Annotated in this window: 20 protein-coding genes; 4 read left to right on the top strand and 16 right to left on the bottom strand. The window is 37.0% G+C overall.

Translation table 11 applies throughout. The features are described 5' to 3' along the window. Positions 1-39: 39 nt before the first annotated feature. Positions 40-414 (bottom strand): HesB/IscA family protein, encoded by a 375-nt coding sequence (locus tag KVT27_RS15740; RefSeq protein ID WP_217581591.1) that lies wholly within the window; start codon positions 412-414, stop codon positions 40-42. A gap of 186 nt (positions 415-600) precedes the next feature. Here KVT27_RS15740 and KVT27_RS15735 point away from each other — a divergent pair, with 186 nt between their 5' ends. Continuing rightward, on the top strand, positions 601-1,293 hold the full coding sequence (locus tag KVT27_RS15735) for a DUF2225 domain-containing protein (RefSeq protein ID WP_036119951.1): 693 nt from the start codon (positions 601-603) through the stop codon (positions 1,291-1,293). Positions 1,294-1,340: 47 nt separating this feature from the next. Here the strand turns inward: KVT27_RS15735 and KVT27_RS15730 are convergent, their stop codons facing one another. Then, positions 1,341-1,577: a NifU family protein gene (locus KVT27_RS15730; protein WP_004228295.1), complete on the bottom strand. Its 237-nt coding sequence runs from the start codon at positions 1,575-1,577 to the stop codon at positions 1,341-1,343. Positions 1,578-1,661: 84 nt separating this feature from the next. Here KVT27_RS15730 and KVT27_RS15725 point away from each other — a divergent pair, with 84 nt between their 5' ends. After that, the gene (locus KVT27_RS15725) at positions 1,662-1,997 is read left to right on the top strand and encodes a YuzD family protein (protein WP_036119953.1); all 336 of its coding nucleotides are present in this window, start codon (positions 1,662-1,664) and stop codon (positions 1,995-1,997) included. Between the two features lie 46 nt (positions 1,998-2,043). Here KVT27_RS15725 and KVT27_RS15720 read toward each other — a convergent pair whose 3' ends face one another. Then, positions 2,044-3,108: an NAD(P)/FAD-dependent oxidoreductase gene (locus KVT27_RS15720; RefSeq protein ID WP_036119955.1), complete on the bottom strand. Its 1,065-nt coding sequence runs from the start codon at positions 3,106-3,108 to the stop codon at positions 2,044-2,046. Positions 3,109-3,377: 269 nt separating this feature from the next. Between KVT27_RS15720 and KVT27_RS15715 the strand changes: the two genes are divergently transcribed. Next, on the top strand, positions 3,378-3,614 hold the full coding sequence (locus tag KVT27_RS15715; protein ID WP_008178065.1) for a YuzB family protein: 237 nt from the start codon (positions 3,378-3,380) through the stop codon (positions 3,612-3,614). Positions 3,615-3,693: 79 nt separating this feature from the next. On the opposite strand, the gene KVT27_RS15710 is transcribed toward KVT27_RS15715, so the two are convergent. Together KVT27_RS15710 and KVT27_RS15705 are read right to left on the bottom strand one after the other, a co-directional pair. Then, a complete protein-coding gene (locus tag KVT27_RS15710) occupies positions 3,694-4,446 on the bottom strand; it encodes a TIGR01457 family HAD-type hydrolase (RefSeq protein ID WP_036119958.1) in 753 nt (250 codons plus the stop codon). Beyond that, positions 4,443-4,895, bottom strand: a complete 453-nt coding sequence (locus tag KVT27_RS15705) for a DUF86 domain-containing protein (protein WP_036119960.1) — start codon at positions 4,893-4,895, stop codon at positions 4,443-4,445. The genes KVT27_RS15710 and KVT27_RS15705 overlap by 4 nt, the downstream gene beginning before the upstream one ends. Before the next feature lie 88 nt (positions 4,896-4,983). Between KVT27_RS15705 and KVT27_RS15700 the strand changes: the two genes are divergently transcribed. Beyond that, positions 4,984-5,250, top strand: coding sequence for a DUF3055 domain-containing protein (locus KVT27_RS15700; RefSeq protein ID WP_008178058.1), 267 nt, complete (start codon positions 4,984-4,986; stop codon positions 5,248-5,250). A gap of 122 nt (positions 5,251-5,372) precedes the next feature. On the opposite strand, the gene KVT27_RS15695 is transcribed toward KVT27_RS15700, so the two are convergent. From KVT27_RS15695 to sufB, 11 genes are all read right to left on the bottom strand, one after another. Continuing rightward, positions 5,373-5,555, bottom strand: a complete 183-nt coding sequence (locus KVT27_RS15695) for a hypothetical protein (protein WP_191967657.1) — start codon at positions 5,553-5,555, stop codon at positions 5,373-5,375. A gap of 62 nt (positions 5,556-5,617) precedes the next feature. Beyond that, the gene (locus tag KVT27_RS15690) at positions 5,618-6,145 is read right to left on the bottom strand and encodes a D-glycero-alpha-D-manno-heptose-1,7-bisphosphate 7-phosphatase (protein ID WP_036145530.1); all 528 of its coding nucleotides are present in this window, start codon (positions 6,143-6,145) and stop codon (positions 5,618-5,620) included. Positions 6,146-6,257: 112 nt separating this feature from the next. Next, complete coding sequence (locus KVT27_RS15685; RefSeq protein ID WP_036119967.1) at positions 6,258-6,608, bottom strand: YutD family protein; 351 nt, start codon at positions 6,606-6,608, stop codon at positions 6,258-6,260. 32 nt (positions 6,609-6,640) lie between these two features. Continuing rightward, positions 6,641-7,558: a lipoyl synthase gene (gene lipA / locus KVT27_RS15680; RefSeq protein ID WP_036119969.1), complete on the bottom strand. Its 918-nt coding sequence runs from the start codon at positions 7,556-7,558 to the stop codon at positions 6,641-6,643. 106 nt (positions 7,559-7,664) lie between these two features. Then, positions 7,665-8,462, bottom strand: coding sequence for a sporulation protein YunB (gene yunB / locus KVT27_RS15675; RefSeq protein WP_008178049.1), 798 nt, complete (start codon positions 8,460-8,462; stop codon positions 7,665-7,667). Positions 8,463-8,485: 23 nt separating this feature from the next. Beyond that, entirely contained in the window at positions 8,486-9,595 is a 1,110-nt protein-coding gene (locus KVT27_RS15670) for an HD-GYP domain-containing protein (protein WP_008178047.1), read from the bottom strand. A 36-nt stretch (positions 9,596-9,631) separates the two neighbouring features. Further along, on the bottom strand, positions 9,632-10,996 hold the full coding sequence (locus KVT27_RS15665; RefSeq protein ID WP_036119971.1) for a bifunctional metallophosphatase/5'-nucleotidase: 1,365 nt from the start codon (positions 10,994-10,996) through the stop codon (positions 9,632-9,634). A 36-nt stretch (positions 10,997-11,032) separates the two neighbouring features. Further along, positions 11,033-11,857: a sulfite exporter TauE/SafE family protein gene (locus tag KVT27_RS15660; protein WP_025116650.1), complete on the bottom strand. Its 825-nt coding sequence runs from the start codon at positions 11,855-11,857 to the stop codon at positions 11,033-11,035. Further along, a complete protein-coding gene (locus tag KVT27_RS15655; protein WP_036119972.1) occupies positions 11,857-12,714 on the bottom strand; it encodes a DUF72 domain-containing protein in 858 nt (285 codons plus the stop codon). The genes KVT27_RS15660 and KVT27_RS15655 overlap by 1 nt, the downstream gene beginning before the upstream one ends. 134 nt (positions 12,715-12,848) lie before the next feature. After that, positions 12,849-13,844, bottom strand: coding sequence for an ABC transporter substrate-binding protein (locus KVT27_RS15650; protein WP_036145534.1), 996 nt, complete (start codon positions 13,842-13,844; stop codon positions 12,849-12,851). A gap of 404 nt (positions 13,845-14,248) precedes the next feature. Beyond that, the gene (gene sufB / locus KVT27_RS15645) at positions 14,249-15,646 is read right to left on the bottom strand and encodes a Fe-S cluster assembly protein SufB (protein ID WP_008178036.1); all 1,398 of its coding nucleotides are present in this window, start codon (positions 15,644-15,646) and stop codon (positions 14,249-14,251) included. Between the last annotated feature and the right edge of the window lie 96 nt (positions 15,647-15,742).

Below are 15,742 nucleotides of genomic sequence, written 5' to 3'. Positions count from 1 at the left end.
AATACGTAAGCATGACGTCCTACTGTCCGTTCAACTAGATTAATCACAAATCTCAGGTGTACCTTCACGCTTTGCTGTTTTGAAAGATGTACCGCAGCCACACGATGCAATGGCATTTGGATTATCAATTGTGAAGCCACCGCCCATTAGCGATTGTTTATAGTCAATTTTTGTTCCCATCAAAATCGGCGCATCTTCACGGGAAACAAGAATTGTTAAACCATGTTGTACATCTACAAAGTCTTCCTCTTTTTTCTCTTGATCAAAATGCATACCATAGGATAGCCCACTACAGCCGCCACCGTTTACTACTACACGTAAAAAAGAACCTTGCTCTTCATTATGCTCCATCATTTCATTAATATGAAAACCGGCAGCCTGTGTAATTTCAATAACTTGCTTTGTACTTGTCATCCCCATCACCTTCCTTCTTACCTAATATCATATCAATTTTGACCATTGTATGACAAACATTCAGCTTCAAGGTAAATTTTAGTGAGAGTTCTCATATTTTTCACATGTTTAGGAATTTTTATTCATGTTTCTACTAGCACCATTGGTATAATAGTTACAACGACTTCTATGTAGGGGGTAATATATATGGATATTTCACCGTATTATGAAAAACAAATTCAATGTTTGAATTGTAAAAAGGATTTTCCAACGTTAAAAGTTCGTTCCAAATTTATTAAAGTAGAGCATACCGAAACTGATTTCCACCCTATTTATACGGATGATGTGAATGCGCTTTATTACAATGTCTTCGTTTGCGAGCATTGTGGGTTTTCATTTACAGAGGACTTTACAAAATATTTTGCACCAGGTATTCAAGATGAGATTCATACACAAATTACAAAAAAATGGGTGCATCATGATTTTAAGGGAGAACGTACTGTTTTTCAGGCGATACAAGCGTATAAATTGGCTTTCCTCTGCGGCACGATAAAAAAAGAAAAACATGTCGCTATTGCTGGTTTAGCCTTGCGTCTTGCTTGGCTCTACCGTTCGCTCAAAAATAGTGGGCAAGAGGAGCGCTTTATGAAACTCGCGCGTGATCATTATATGGAATCCTATTCAACAGAAGATTACAGTTCTACACAAATGTCTGCTGTACGTATTATGTATATGATTGCCGAATTATCAAGAAGAATCGGAGACATCGAAAATGCGACACGCTTCTTCTCTAGAGTAATTGAAAAACAAAGCAGCGGTGGCGAGGCAAAAATTGTGGATATGGCAAAAGAGCAATGGGCTGTCATCCGCGAAGAAAAAGAGCATGCGCGCCACCTATAAATAAAAAAAGTTCTAGTCTGAGATTCAGCTAGAACTTTTTAAATGTCTTAGAATACTTGCTCTACTTCCACAATTCCTGGTACTTCTTCTAATAATGCGCGTTCGATACCAGCTTTCAAGGTAATAGTAGAACTTGGGCAACTGCCACAAGCACCTAATAAACGTAATTTTACAACGCCATCCTCAACATCTACTAATTCACAGTCTCCACCGTCACGTAGTAAGAACGGACGTAATTTATCTAATACCTCTTGAACTTGGTCGTTAATTGTTGCTTCAGCCATTTTATCTCGACTCCTTTCCTTATAATGATTATAATGTTAGCAACAGAAAAAATCCAATATTGAATCACAAGGAGAGAAAATACGATGCAACCAACTAAACCTATGATTGAAATTTATGGAACAGCTGTAATTTGCGCTAGCTGTGTCAATGCTCCATCTTCCAAAGATACATATGAGTGGTTACAAGCAGCTATCGATCGAAAATATCCAGATCAACCATATGATATTCGTTATATCGATATCGAAGGTCCAATTGAGAATGAACGTGATCAAGACTATGCGACACGTATTCAGGAAGATGAATTTTTCTACCCTCTTGTCCTCATTAATAATGAAGTCGTTGGTGAAGGCTATGTACAGTTGAAACCGGTATTCACTGCACTTGAAGGTTTAGGATTTGTTCCAGATACAACAGTTTAATCAAAGCCAAGGGATTGTTTCCAATAGAAACAATCCCTTTTACTAACTAATCATTTTGACGTTTGTAATACCATAATAATCCTGATTTCATTAAACGAGCGATACGACCTGTAACGGTTGTATCTGCCAAATAAACAAAGCCTTGTTTTTTACCAAGTGCACCCATGAAACCTTTTAATTTAATATCTGGCATTTTTTCAGGTAAATGTTCGCCCTTCCAGCGCATACGAAGTACTTTAACAATTAGCTCTGCTTGTTCCTCTGCTAACTGCGCAGTTGGAGGTAAATCTGAAGAAGCACAATCTCCAACAATATATACATGTTCATCGTCAAGTACATTAAAGTACTGTGTTACTAGTGGACGACCCTGTTTATCCTTCTCCACATCCATATCACGTACGATTTTGACAGGCTGTACGCCAGCAGTCCATACGACCTTGTCGAGTAAAATTTCATCTTCATGATTGAAAATTTTACCTGGTTCCACTTTAGTAATATTGGAATTGGCAATAACATCAACGTTATGCTTCACGAACCAATCCTTTACATATTTACTTAGTTTCTCAGGGAAATCCTTTAGAATACGTGGACCTCGGTCAAATAGCTTAATTTTTAAATCAGATCGACTTTCACGAAGCTCACTTGCAAGTTCGATACCACTTAAGCCAGCCCCTACAATTCCGACAGTAGACCCAGCTGGTAAACCACATAACGCTTGAAGTGTAGCACGTGATTGTCCCATCGTTTGAATGCTATAAGTGTACTCCTCTGCACCTGGTACACCATGATATTTATCTTCGCAACCAAGACCAACGACTAAATCATCATATTCAATACGTTGTCCATCTTCTAAGATAACAACTTTTTCCTCTCGATTTATTTCAGTGATTTCTCCATATACAGGCGTTAAACGTTCATGCTCAGGGAAGCTTACACGTATTTCTTTATCTGTAGCAGTTCCAGCAGCTAACGCATAAAACTCAGTTTTTAAACTATGGAAAGGGGCTCTATCTATTATGACTACCTCTCTGTCTAATGGCAGACTATTTAATAGACGAAGCATGACACGCATATTGCCATAGCCGCCACCTAAAAGTACTAATTTACCCATAATATTCTCCTTTAATATCTCTTTTAATAATTGTTCACAAAGTATCCACAAACGAGTATAACCGATTGTGAGAAGTTTCACAATATCAGAATGAAAATTTGTGAAGGATTTCACAAAATAAATGAAAAGATGTTCATTTCGATAGATTTTTAAGCAATTAATAACGGTTTTCCCTTAAAGTTTTATATAAAAACACTTCTTTACCTTCAATTTAAATAATTGACGAAATTCGTAAAACCGAGTAGCATTACTTTGGTGAGGTGACATGGATGAATCCAATGGTTGAATTTTGTATTAGCAATTTAGCAAATGGCTCTCAAGCAACTTATGAAGTACTCGAACGCGATCCGAATATCGACGTTTTGGAATATGGCTGCCTCAGTTATTGTACAAAGTGCTCAGAATCTTTTTATGCTATTGTCAATGGTGAATTAGTAGAAGCTGATTCTCCAGAAGCGTTAACGAAAGCCATTTATCAGTTTATTGAAGAAAATCCTTTATGGTAGTTTGCTAAAACGCCTATATGAATAAATTTGAACAAAAAAATGGATGTTATGCTAAAAAATCTGCATAACATCCTTTTATTTATTGTAACGCATCCACTATATATGTAGGTTGAAGTTCTTTCTCTTGTACAACCTTTGTGGGTGTAACGCCTGTATTTACATGGATTGTGTCACAGCCAAAATTAATTCCGCACATGATGTCCGTATCATAATTATCACCAATCATAACCATGTCTTCTTTAGAAAAATGATGTTCTGTCGCAATTACTTCTAGGATAGCAGGTGATGGTTTCCCTATATAAATAGGATCAACGCCCGCAACCTCTCCTACTAAACGAGCAAAAGAACCATTTCCTGGTAAGAAACCATATTCTGTAGGGAACTTAATGTCCTGATTTGTGGCAATAAAGACTGCTCCTTTTTGAACAAATATTGTCGCTCTAGCAAGTGCCATATAATCAAGTGTTCGATCAATTCCCATGACAAATACATCCGCCTCATCTTCAACAGGCACAATATTTTCACTAAGTAATGCCTGACGAATACCATCAGATCCCATCATAGCTACTTTTTTACCTGCATAATGGAGTGCCACATACTTCGCTGTGACGGACGCACTTGAATAAATATGTTCTAATGGCGCACTAATCCCTATAGACATTAAAGCATCTTGTAGTTGTTCACGTGTTTTAGAAGAGTTATTTGTAACATAAAATGGCTCGATTCCTGCTTGCTGTAAGCGATGAATAAAAGCAACAGCAGAAGAAATCCCTTCTTTTCCACGGTAAACAGTGCCGTCTAAATCAAAGCAATAGGCCTTATAATCTCTCATTGATGATCCTCTGGTAAAAAGGCAGAAACTGGACCTAGCTCATTTGTTAAATAACTATGGACTGCAGGCGAAAATTGCTTTAATGCCGATAAATTGGCTGTAAGTACGTGGACAACTTCATCGATATCTACCTCTATAAACTCGCGTACTAGCATTTTACGCAAGCCAACAACAGCTTTATATGGTGCCTCCATTTCAGCAACTACGACTTTTTCATCGACTAATATATCAATAATATCCTCGTAGCTTCCTGGGTCGCGCATTATGAAACCGTCAATCATTAAATTTCCTACATCCATCATTGACTCCATAATGTTGTGACCAATTCGCTCGATAGCTAATTTCTTTATATCATTTTGAGACCAGTTATTCTCTGTCTCCAAAATGGCTAATAGCCCATCTAAGTACTGTAAATTTTTTGTGATTTTATTACGATCTACAAAATACACAAGGAAAGCCCCCATTCAAATCTTTAAAAGTTGATAGTCTTTTCTCTTCTATAGTACCATAACTATAGGACTGGAAGGAGATTAAAAGATGGAACGTTTTTTTTTATATGATGATGTAGAAGATACAAAAACTCGCTTTGTTAGCTTTGCAGGAAAAAAACTGCGCTATGATTTAGCGATATTACAATCTGGCCGCTTCTTTGGGAAAGTGCTTGTCATGGATATACAATTTGGTCGCTTTGCGATTATTGGCCCTGATGATGTAGAGGAGCCTGGCTACTTAGAACATGTATACAATCGTACAGAGGATGAAACCGAGGAACTTCGAGAATATTTACGTGAGCTATTGAACTAACACCCTTTTTACAGGGTGTTTTTTTATAGGTCATCATTATATTACACGGCATTTTTTGTGAATCAATCAAGATAAAAAAATTCCGCTCACCAGTTGGCTTTTGCGAAATCTTTAAAGGTCGATTATTTATTGAGTGTGGATGGATTATCTTTATTATGTGGCTTGTCTTTATTTTCATTATCATTTTGCTTTTTCGCTTCGTTGTTTTGACCAATCACGCCTAAATCATCTACACTAATATCAAAACCATATCCATATTCTTCACGATCTAGGTTCTTTTTATTGCGCTTATCCTTCGTCAACATCATCACCTCCACACATAAATTATCCTTTTTTCAACGTTTTATACTTCTTGTAGCTTCTTTTCTCAAGCTGTTGCATCCTTTATTATCCACCGAGCAGCACTCATCAAATCAGGCAAAATTGCATCTGCTAATGGGTCATCCTCGCCTAAAAACACGCCCTTTGTACCTGCTTGTTTTCCCGCTATAATATCTGTATCCGTATCACCCACCATATAGGATTTCGACAAATCAATATTATATTTCTTTCCTAAATCAATAATTAGTTTACTATTAGGTTTTCTACAGGCACAGCCTGACTTAGGCTTATGTGGACAATAAACTACTTCATGTATAATGGCACCGTTTTTCTTTAGCTCCTTGACCATATGCTCATGTATTTTTTGCAAGCCACTTTCGCTCATAAAGCCTAAACCAACACCCCCTTGATTTGTCACAACAAAAATATAGTCAAAGTGTTTATTTAATTTGCGAATGGCTTCTGGAACTTGTGGTAAAAAGTATAAATCTCTAGGCTTATTAACAAATTTCACGCGTTTTGTTAATACTTCATTGATTACACCATCACGGTCTAAAAAGACGGCTCTTTTCATTTGTATCTCACCTTTAATTAGCTGTTTTGAGCTTTATTATTCCCCAATCATACAAAAACTAATAAAAAACAAAGAAAAAAACTTGATGCACATCACATCAAGTTTCTTCTTGTTATTCTGCTAATGGTTCTTGGTCAGTTGGTTGCGCTGTTATTTCATTCACATCCAACACCTCTGGCTGTTTCATTACTTTCCCTGTTTTACGTAAGACAAAATAGGCGCAGCCAAAATTGCAATACTCGTATAAATAATCTTGAAGCGTACTTATTTTCGTATCAAAAGTCGACTTTTGATTTTTATCATCAAAAAAGCCCTTTAATCGTAATTGGTTATAGCCCCAATCACCTACTATATAATCATATCTAGCCAATATATCGGAATACCTTTCTTGAAAAACTTCTTCCTGAAAGGCTTCACGAAAATCTTCTAAAAGTTCATATTCCAATCCTTCAACTATGATCAAAGTGACACCACCCTCTTGTTCATCCTTGACGCTTAGAGCTCTGCTTGTAACTGACGTTCTTTTGTTGCAGCATTTACTTGTTCGTCAGCATGGTAACTACTACGTACAAGTGGGCCAGCTTCACAATGTTTAAAGCCTTTTTCCATAGCAATTTTTCGCAGTTTCCCAAATTCTATTGGTGAATAATATTTTTTAACTGCTAAATGCTTTTTCGTAGGCTGTAAATATTGACCAATCGTCATGATATCCACATTATTTGCTCGTAAATCATCCATTACCTCTAAAATTTCTTCATGAGTTTCTCCTAAACCGATCATTAAAGATGATTTCGTCGGAATATCTGGTTGCATTTCTTTAGCTAGACGAAGGAACTCCAAAGAACGCTCGTATTTTGCACGAGCACGTACTCTCGGTGTTAAACGACGTACTGTTTCAATATTATGATTTAAAATATCTGGCTTCGCATCCATTAACATTTGAAGATTTTCCCTCATACCACCTAAATCAGATGGTAATACTTCAACAGATGTGAAAGGACTTTTACGGCGAATAGCACGGACTGTTTCTGCCAATACTTCCGCTCCGCCATCTTTTAAATCGTCACGCGCTACCATAGTAATGACAACGTGCTTTAGGTTCATAATTGCTACTGAATCTGCAACACGTTCTGGCTCTGCCAAGTCTAATTCATTCGGCAAGCCCGTTTTTACTGCACAAAATCGACAAGCACGTGTACAAACCGAACCAAGAATCATCATTGTAGCTGTACGTCTTTCTCCCCAGCATTCATGAATATTTGGACAGCGAGCTTCTTCACAAACCGTATGAAGATTTTTCTCACGCATTAGCTTCTTAAGACCTTTATATTCATCATTAGTGTTTAGTTTTATTTTTAGCCAGTCTGGTTTTCTTAAATGTTCTTCTTTACTTGTAGGTTTACAAGATGTCATACGGATATCGCCCCTATCAAAAATATGCATTTTTTATATTAACTATCTTCACTGTTGTCAATGTAACATAATAAATGAACTCCAACAACTATCACAGTAAACATTTCTATTTAAATGGCACAGGTATTTCAATGGATGGTTGAGGCGCATCACTACTATTGGTATAGATGTTCGGTACTGGACCTCTAGTTAACCCCATAGCTACAGGAATATCCTGTGCGACGGTTGAGGATTTACTCGCAAACGGAACTATAATTTGGACATTTACCTCTAAATGAATGCCCACTTCTACATACGCACTATTAATACCAAATTCTTGAATAGATGAGGTCACATTACTATGGACATTTCCGATCACGTGGAATCGTATAGGGATTTTTGGTCCTAAGTTGCCGAGCAAAGGTATATTGGCGGCTTGCCCAAGTGGCACAAAAAAGACAATGCCATCGCCATCCTGAATTCTGTTAATATCATATTCAACATTATCTAATTCAGGCAAATGTGAAAGCTCTCCCTGTTCTGCCTGCTCTAAATACATTTTTACAAGCTCTAATGTCTCCGCTCGAACACGATTAATAATTTCCGTATTAAACTTTGTCGTCATCATATCAGAACTACCTGGAGGAATATCTTCAATGATATCATTTACATCTAATACATTGGAGGTTCGTGAGTTAATGGCTTTACTTACGACATATGAAGCAATTTTTGTAGTTTGTACCTCTGCATATTGCAAATAGGTGGGCATGAGCCGTTCATTTAAATAATAAATAAATAATATAAGACAAACAACCATACTAACAATTAAAATAGTTAATCGATTAAGACGTATTCCCCGTTTATTATAAGAGCGCAATTTCATCCTTTTTCGAGGGAAAAACAAAAAAATCTCCTCCTGTTCCATAACGTATGAACAGGAGGAGTATTTTATTCTACCTTTGCAGGAACCATATAATCTGTCTCAACATTTTCAATTAAAACATTTGGATAGTCCACTAAATTAATCTCATATGTAGCTGCGAGCAGTTGATTTTGCTCCTCAAAAATACGAATCCATGGTAATGCTGCATCCAATGGGTTTTGTCTAGATACAATGCCACGTCGACCATCTGATAATTTTAAAATAACGCCATTTGGATAATGAACGACAGCTCTTTTAAGCGCTTTTACGATGCGAGCATCATATAGCGTACCGGAGCCTGCCTCTACAATAGCTAGTCCTTGTGAAGGAAGCATTTTTTCACGATATACTCGATTCGTTGTAACCGCGTCAAAAACATCGGCTACACCAATAATTTTGGCAAATGGGTGAATTTCAAAATCAACTAATCCTCGTGGGTAGCCACTTCCATCAATACGCTCATGATGTTGAAAAGCGCAATGGGCCACTAGCAATGAAATAGAATGCAAATTGCGTAATAAATCAAAGCCATAGCGGGCGTGCATTTTCATCGCTTCAAATTCTTCATTAGTTAGACGACCTGGTTTGGTTAGGATATCTTTTGGTACCATTAGTTTACCTACATCATGTAGTAATGCACCAATCCCTACTAACCGTAAATCCTCAGCAGAGTAGCCGAGCTCTTTGGCGATGGCTATCGAGTAAAGTGTCACTTGGAAGGAGTGTTGATATAAATATTCATCAAATAAATAAGCATCTGTTAATATCGTTAATATTTCATCATTTCCAGTAACAGCAGAAAGTAGTTCATCGACAATCGAGACAATTGTCTTTGATTGTTGATCTAATATATAAGAGGCATTTACTGAATTTAAACCATCGATTGATTGAAATGAATCTTTAATTGTTGTAATGACTTTATTTCGCATCGCAGGTGGCACAGTTTCTTCTACTTCAATGCCCTCCGAAATATCATCGTCAATGTATAGGTAATGTGTATTTAACTGTTGAAGTCGCTGAATAATGCGGTCATTAATAATGACATCCTTCTTTAAAAGCGGATGCCCCGCCTCATTCCAAATGGTTCTGCCTAATACCATTCCTTCTTTTAATACATCGATTGAAATTAATCGCATGATTTCTTCCCCAATCTATTCTTTAAGCTAACACTATTACTTAAAGAAACTTTGACCATAATCTATCATAATGTTTCGTAAAAATTCTGGTAATATATATTGCTTCTTTGCATATTTGAAACTTGGATAAAAATACCCAAAAGTAAACAAATCTAAAGTTACAAGTTTATAGATTTGATTATTATCTGCCAGCTTTCCATTCATTAATAACTGACGATTGTCGTTCATGGAAAAACCATATGTCAACATTTTTCCAAAAATGACACCTCTAAACCCTAATCCTTTTAATTCAATATAGGGCCATTCTTCATTTTTTGATTGCATATAGATTTCCTTTATTTCCGTAACGGATAATTCAATTGTACATAAATTAATAGGATGTGGAAAAATACGATGCACATCTAATGCAGTCACATTTCCTTTTGGTAGACCATCTAAAAAAATCCCTGCATTAAACAAGGCACAGTCAGCACCACTTTTTTCTAAAATAGCATGTGCAAATAAATCAGATAACTGTGAGTAGTGGAACCATTCCTTATTATAAGATTTTTCGGTCGTAAATACGGGTGTATCCAGTATTCTAATTCCTTCATCCTCTAGGGATTGTACAATTTGCTGTTCGTTTTGGATATTTGGCAAGTCCTTATTATGAATTAAAGTATCCTTTTTTTCAACAATTTTCCTCATTTTTTTATCATATTCGATAACAAGATGTCCTGTATATTGTCCAAATTTCCCGCCACCTGTCAATAAAACACCATTGACAAGTTTCCCTTCTGGCAAGACATGATGTGTATGAGAACCGAATATGACATCAATTTCTGGACATTCCTCCGCTAATAGCTCGTCTTCGGTTATCCCTAAATGTGAAAGGCATAAAATAATATCAACTTCTTTACGTAGTTGATGGGCTAAACGAAGAAGTGTGCTACGCGCTTCAACCAACTGCCAATTTAACGCCTCATAATACACGTCAAACATAGCCGTGGCTGCAATTATCCCTAGCTTCGTTCCCTTCTTTGTTGTAAGCACCACATAGGGCTTCAGCCAGGCTGGATTTCTCCCATTAACCGCATCAATATTACCTACGACGACATCAAAATTTGCATCATCATATAAATGAAAAAGCTCATCATGAGACAATGTAATGCCCTCATTGTTCCCAATTGTCACTACATCATATTCTGCCTCGTTCAGTAATTGTACATTCCCCTTACCAATTGTCGCTTCAGTATAAATATTAGAGCGATCTAAATGATCTCCCACATCAAACAAATAACTCGTTTCCCCTATACTCTCTAGATTGTTGCGCTCCTCTTTCACATAGCTTTGCATTCGTGGCCAATACTTAAAATGACTATGCAAATCATTTGTGTGAAAAATATGGATTTTTTCAAGCATTAAAGCCACCTCATTTTCATTAGCTAGTCTAGCCGATTACGCCAATATCCCTTCAACGATGGAACGAATTCCTAATAATAATAAAATAATTCGAAGAACCAGTACAAGCGTATCTGATTTAATTTTTTTATTTAACGCTGCACCAAGCTTCGCCCCAATAAAGGCTCCTGGTATGACGGGGATTGTATAAAGCCATGGAACATGCCCCAAATATACATGGCTGGCCGTATTAACAAGTGACGTTAAAAACACTAAAAACATCGAAGTTGCTACTGCTACATGTGGGGGAAATAAGAACAATATAATCATAGCCGGTACAATCATTGAGCCTCCACCTATACCAAATAGTCCTGAGGCAAAGCCCACTCCGAATGTAAATAAAATCGCAAACCAAATCGGATATCCGTAGACAAAGGTTTTCCCTTCGGCATCCGTAAATTCTTGTTGCAGACCATTTTTCACAAACCATTTTACAGGCTTCAATTTGTCGCGTACAAGTAAAATAATCGATAAAATAATAAGCAAAATACCAAAGTATAAATTGAAGGATGGTAAATCTAATCCTTTATTAACCCAAGCGCCCAAAATAGAGCCTGGAATACTGCCGATAAAAAATATATAGCCAGTTTTATAATCCACCGTTTTTGATTTCATATAACTTAATGTGGAGGCTAGTCCTGTGAAAATCATCATTACAACAGATAAACCAACTACTTTTTGTGGTGTTATATCTGGAATCATTCCAAGGTTTAAACCGATATATAAAGTTGCTGGCACTAATACCACGCCACCGCCTAGCCCAACTAATGAGCCAAGGAGACCTGAAAATAATGCAATAATTATTAATAAAATAAACGCCATTATAATTCCCCTTCAAACATGTTTAATTGTTTAGGCGCTAACCCAACATCTTTAATATTCAAAATACCCTGTAATTCCTTCGCGTTTTTCGCTGCATGATTACCCGAATTGTTATTAAATAATATAAATAGTTCCTGCACCTTTGTCTCAAGCTTCGTGATTTGCTGTCCAAGCTGTTGCAATTCTTCTTTATTATAGTCATATAAAAAGCGAACTTTGCGCCAATTTTCTGCATTCCCCGTGTTGCGCCAACCATGTATATTTCGCCCATGGATACGCACCAGCGCCTTATCGGCAGTCACTACAGGATGGAAGGGTACAGATCCAACACCAGCCTGTGGTTCATCACAAATCGTATGAATCAATTGATGCTCTCGTAAAAAGTCCATTGTTTGTTGTACTACATTATCTGCATACCATGTTTGATTGCGAAATTCGATAGCCACTTCGAAATCCTTTAGTTGTTGACGAATATACAATAAGTATTGAACATTTTTCGACTGACAATCAAACCACGGTGGAAACTGAGCTAAAACCATTCCTAGTTTCCCCAAACGTTTAAATTCATAGGCACATTCAATAAAAGCATTGAACATATCATTTTTGGATTCAAAAGGAATATCTCCCCGCAAATGTCCCGTCATGCCTTGATAGGCCTTCACTATAAAACGAAAATTCTCCGGTGTATTCTCACACCATTTACGAACATTCTCTTTGGATGGTATGGCATAAAAGGAAGTATCTACTTCCACTGCTAAAAAATGACCTGTATAATCAAATAATTTATCCTTTGAAGTAGTCACTCCACTATAAAGTGAAGGGTGATCGCCCCATCCAGTTAATCCAACTACAATCATGTGACATCCTCCTCTATCTACAACATAATCATAGCATACAGTCTTCTCATACAATTAAACATCATGTAAAAAATCTAGCTTTCCACAAAGAAAAAGCATGAGTCCTTATACAAATTGAACTCATGCCAAACAAGTTATTTATCAAGATTTTGTTGGATTGCCTCTAAAAAAGCAATACGACTAAACGCTGGGCCACCTTCCATTAGTGGGTCCACAACATTCACAAATACTTGCTCATTTTTAAAGGCATTAATATTTTGGATAATGGGATTCTTTTTAAAATCTTCTAACGCATTAGGAGCATCCGCATTTTCATCCGTAGAAAACTGCACAAATAAATAATCTGGATTCATATCCGCTAGTTGCTCAACAGAAATCGCTTCTTGTGATTTCGCCTTAGCGATTTCAGCAGGAACTTCTAAACCAAGCTCACCATATAAAACGGGGTTTAAAAACACCTCTTTTGGATAGACATAAGCTTGTCCCCCACGAATTCGAATGGCTGCAACTTTTTTGCCTTCTAGCTTTTCTGTTAGGCTAGATTTTGCCGCTTCACTATCAGCCTTATATGTAGATAATATTTTTTCTGCCTCTGCTTGCTTGCCCGTTAATTCAGCTAATAAGTTTAAATTAGATTCCCAATTCGTAGAGATATGCGAAACTAAAATGGTTGGAGCAATTTTCTCTAATTTACTTTGTACTTCCTCTGGAAATTTCGTTGAGCCTAAAATCACATCTGGATCTAATTCTAATATTTTTTCAAAGTTTGGCTTAATCTTCTCCCCAATAGACTCTGCCTTATCTGTAACAGCAGCGTACAACTCAGGGAATTTACCACCGATCGCAATCGCTCCTACCGGATGAACATCAAGTACAACCATATCTTCCATGGCCTCCATCGCACCCGTAACAACAATTCTTTCGACCTTATCTGGCACTTCATAGCTTTCTCCAAGATAATCAATGGTTCTTGTCCCATTTTCATCGCTAGAATCATCTTGTGTTTGTGCCACTTCCTCTTTCTTCGAATCTGTGGACGTATCCTCATCTGTTGTTTTCTGCTCTCCGCATGCAGCGAGGATCAGCATAAATACCGCTATCATACTAATAAATAGAAACTTGTTTTTCATGTACTCAATCTCCCTTTCTTAATTGATATTGATTCTCATTATCATTGTAGTATGTCTCCTTATAAAAATCCACTATTATTTCAATATATTAAGAAAATTATTTTTCATACAAAACAAAAACCCTTGCCACAAACATAGTTGTGACAAGGGTTAATTAATACTTTATGCAATAAATCCAGTTATCTTACAGAGCTTAATAAGTCCCAAACCCGATGATTGATAAAGCTTTGAACGATTGCCCTCTCTAAAGGGATAAGTGAGGGCTTCGGCTTCTCTCCATTTTCTCAGCAATTACTCTCAAGTGCCCCTTGAATTTTATCGAAGGCTATAAAAGCATCCTCTGCTTCATCATAGTAAACGTAGAAAAGGAGCAGATATTAGAATCTGCCCCTTGAATTTTAATTTTACCCGATAGAACCTTCCATCTCAAACTTGATAAGACGATTCATTTCTACTGCGTATTCCATTGGTAATTCTTTTGTGAATGGCTCGATGAAGCCCATTACGATCATTTCTGTCGCTTCTTCTTCAGAGATACCACGAGACATTAAATAGAATAATTGTTCTTCAGATACTTTTGAAACTTTAGCTTCATGCTCTAAAGAAACGTTATCATTTAGAATTTCGTTGTATGGAATTGTATCAGAAGTTGATTGGTTATCCATAATCAGCGTATCACATTCAATGTTGGCACGAGCACCGCTAGCTTTTGGACCGAAACGAACTTGTCCCATATACGTAACCTTACCACCTTGTTTAGCAATCGATTTAGAAACGATTGTAGAAGATGTGTTTGGTGCCATATGAATCATTTTTGCTCCAGCATGTTGATGTTGACCTTTACCTGCTAATGCAATAGATAATGTCATACCACGAGCACCTTCACCTTTTAAAATACATGCTGGGTATTTCATTGTTAATTTAGAACCAATGTTACCATCAATCCATTCCATTGTACCGTTTTCTTCAACAACTGTACGTTTCGTTACAAGATTGTATACGTTGTTTGCCCAGTTTTGAATCGTTGTATAACGGCAGTATGCATCTTTACGAACAACAATTTCTACAACAGCTGAGTGTAAAGAGTTTGTTGTGTAAACAGGGGCTGTACAACCTTCAACATAGTGTACATGTGCGCCTTCATCCACAATAATTAGCGTACGTTCGAATTGACCCATATTTTCAGAGTTAATGCGGAAGTAAGCTTGTAAAGGTGTTTCAACTTTAACACCTGGTGGTACATAAATAAATGATCCACCTGACCATACAGCTGAGTTCAATGCCGCAAATTTATTATCTGTGTATGGGATTACTTTACCCCAATATTGTTTGAAAATATCTTCGTTTTCGCGTAATGCTGAGTCTGTATCTTTAAACACAATACCAAGATCTTCAAGGTCTTGCTTCATGTTGTGATAAACTACCTCTGACTCATATTGTGCAGAAACACCCGCAAGATATTTTTGTTCTGCTTCCGGAATCCCTAATTTATCAAAAGTAGCTTTGATTTCGTCAGGTACTTCATCCCATGATTTTTGTGTAGCTTCTGATGGTTTTACATAGTACGTAATTTCATCAAAGTCTAAATCACCAAGATCGCCACCCCATTGTGGCATTGGTTTTGCATAAAATGTTTCAAGTGCTTTTAAGCGGTACTCTAGCATCCACTCTGGCTCTTGTTTCATATTTGAAATTTCACGGACGATTTCTTCAGTTAAACCACGTTTTGAACGGAAAATTGATACGTCCTTGTCATGGAAACCGTATTTGTAATCGCCGATATCAGGCATTTTTTTAGCCATCGTTTCTCCTCCGTTCATTGAGATATATTTTTCGAGGTATTCGACCCTTGCCTTGAGTGAAAGTATGTCACTTTCACCCAGCCGACAAGGCAGTAT

The sequence above is a fragment of the Lysinibacillus sp. GbtcB16 genome (genome assembly GCF_019091145.1).
GTDB lineage: Bacteria > Bacillota > Bacilli > Bacillales_A > Planococcaceae > Lysinibacillus > Lysinibacillus fusiformis.
This window is presented reverse-complemented; position numbering and strand designations above follow the sequence as displayed.

Coding starts and splice junctions, on each gene's coding strand:
- KVT27_RS15740 (WP_217581591.1), bottom strand. CDS start 414: ATGACAAGTACAAAGCAAGTTATTGAAATTACACAGGCTGCCGGTTTT.
- KVT27_RS15735 (WP_036119951.1), top strand. CDS start 601: ATGGATATTTCACCGTATTATGAAAAACAAATTCAATGTTTGAATTGT.
- KVT27_RS15730 (WP_004228295.1), bottom strand. CDS start 1,577: ATGGCTGAAGCAACAATTAACGACCAAGTTCAAGAGGTATTAGATAAA.
- KVT27_RS15725 (WP_036119953.1), top strand. CDS start 1,662: ATGCAACCAACTAAACCTATGATTGAAATTTATGGAACAGCTGTAATT.
- KVT27_RS15720 (WP_036119955.1), bottom strand. CDS start 3,108: ATGGGTAAATTAGTACTTTTAGGTGGCGGCTATGGCAATATGCGTGTC.
- KVT27_RS15715 (WP_008178065.1), top strand. CDS start 3,378: ATGAATCCAATGGTTGAATTTTGTATTAGCAATTTAGCAAATGGCTCT.
- KVT27_RS15710 (WP_036119958.1), bottom strand. CDS start 4,446: ATGAGAGATTATAAGGCCTATTGCTTTGATTTAGACGGCACTGTTTAC.
- KVT27_RS15700 (WP_008178058.1), top strand. CDS start 4,984: ATGGAACGTTTTTTTTTATATGATGATGTAGAAGATACAAAAACTCGC.
- KVT27_RS15695 (WP_191967657.1), bottom strand. CDS start 5,555: ATGTTGACGAAGGATAAGCGCAATAAAAAGAACCTAGATCGTGAAGAA.
- KVT27_RS15690 (WP_036145530.1), bottom strand. CDS start 6,145: ATGAAAAGAGCCGTCTTTTTAGACCGTGATGGTGTAATCAATGAAGTA.
- lipA (WP_036119969.1), bottom strand. CDS start 7,558: ATGACATCTTGTAAACCTACAAGTAAAGAAGAACATTTAAGAAAACCA.
- yunB (WP_008178049.1), bottom strand. CDS start 8,462: ATGGAACAGGAGGAGATTTTTTTGTTTTTCCCTCGAAAAAGGATGAAA.
- KVT27_RS15670 (WP_008178047.1), bottom strand. CDS start 9,595: ATGCGATTAATTTCAATCGATGTATTAAAAGAAGGAATGGTATTAGGC.
- KVT27_RS15665 (WP_036119971.1), bottom strand. CDS start 10,996: ATGCTTGAAAAAATCCATATTTTTCACACAAATGATTTGCATAGTCAT.
- KVT27_RS15660 (WP_025116650.1), bottom strand. CDS start 11,857: ATGGCGTTTATTTTATTAATAATTATTGCATTATTTTCAGGTCTCCTT.
- KVT27_RS15655 (WP_036119972.1), bottom strand. CDS start 12,714: ATGATTGTAGTTGGATTAACTGGATGGGGCGATCACCCTTCACTTTAT.
- KVT27_RS15650 (WP_036145534.1), bottom strand. CDS start 13,844: ATGAAAAACAAGTTTCTATTTATTAGTATGATAGCGGTATTTATGCTG.
- sufB (WP_008178036.1), bottom strand. CDS start 15,646: ATGGCTAAAAAAATGCCTGATATCGGCGATTACAAATACGGTTTCCAT.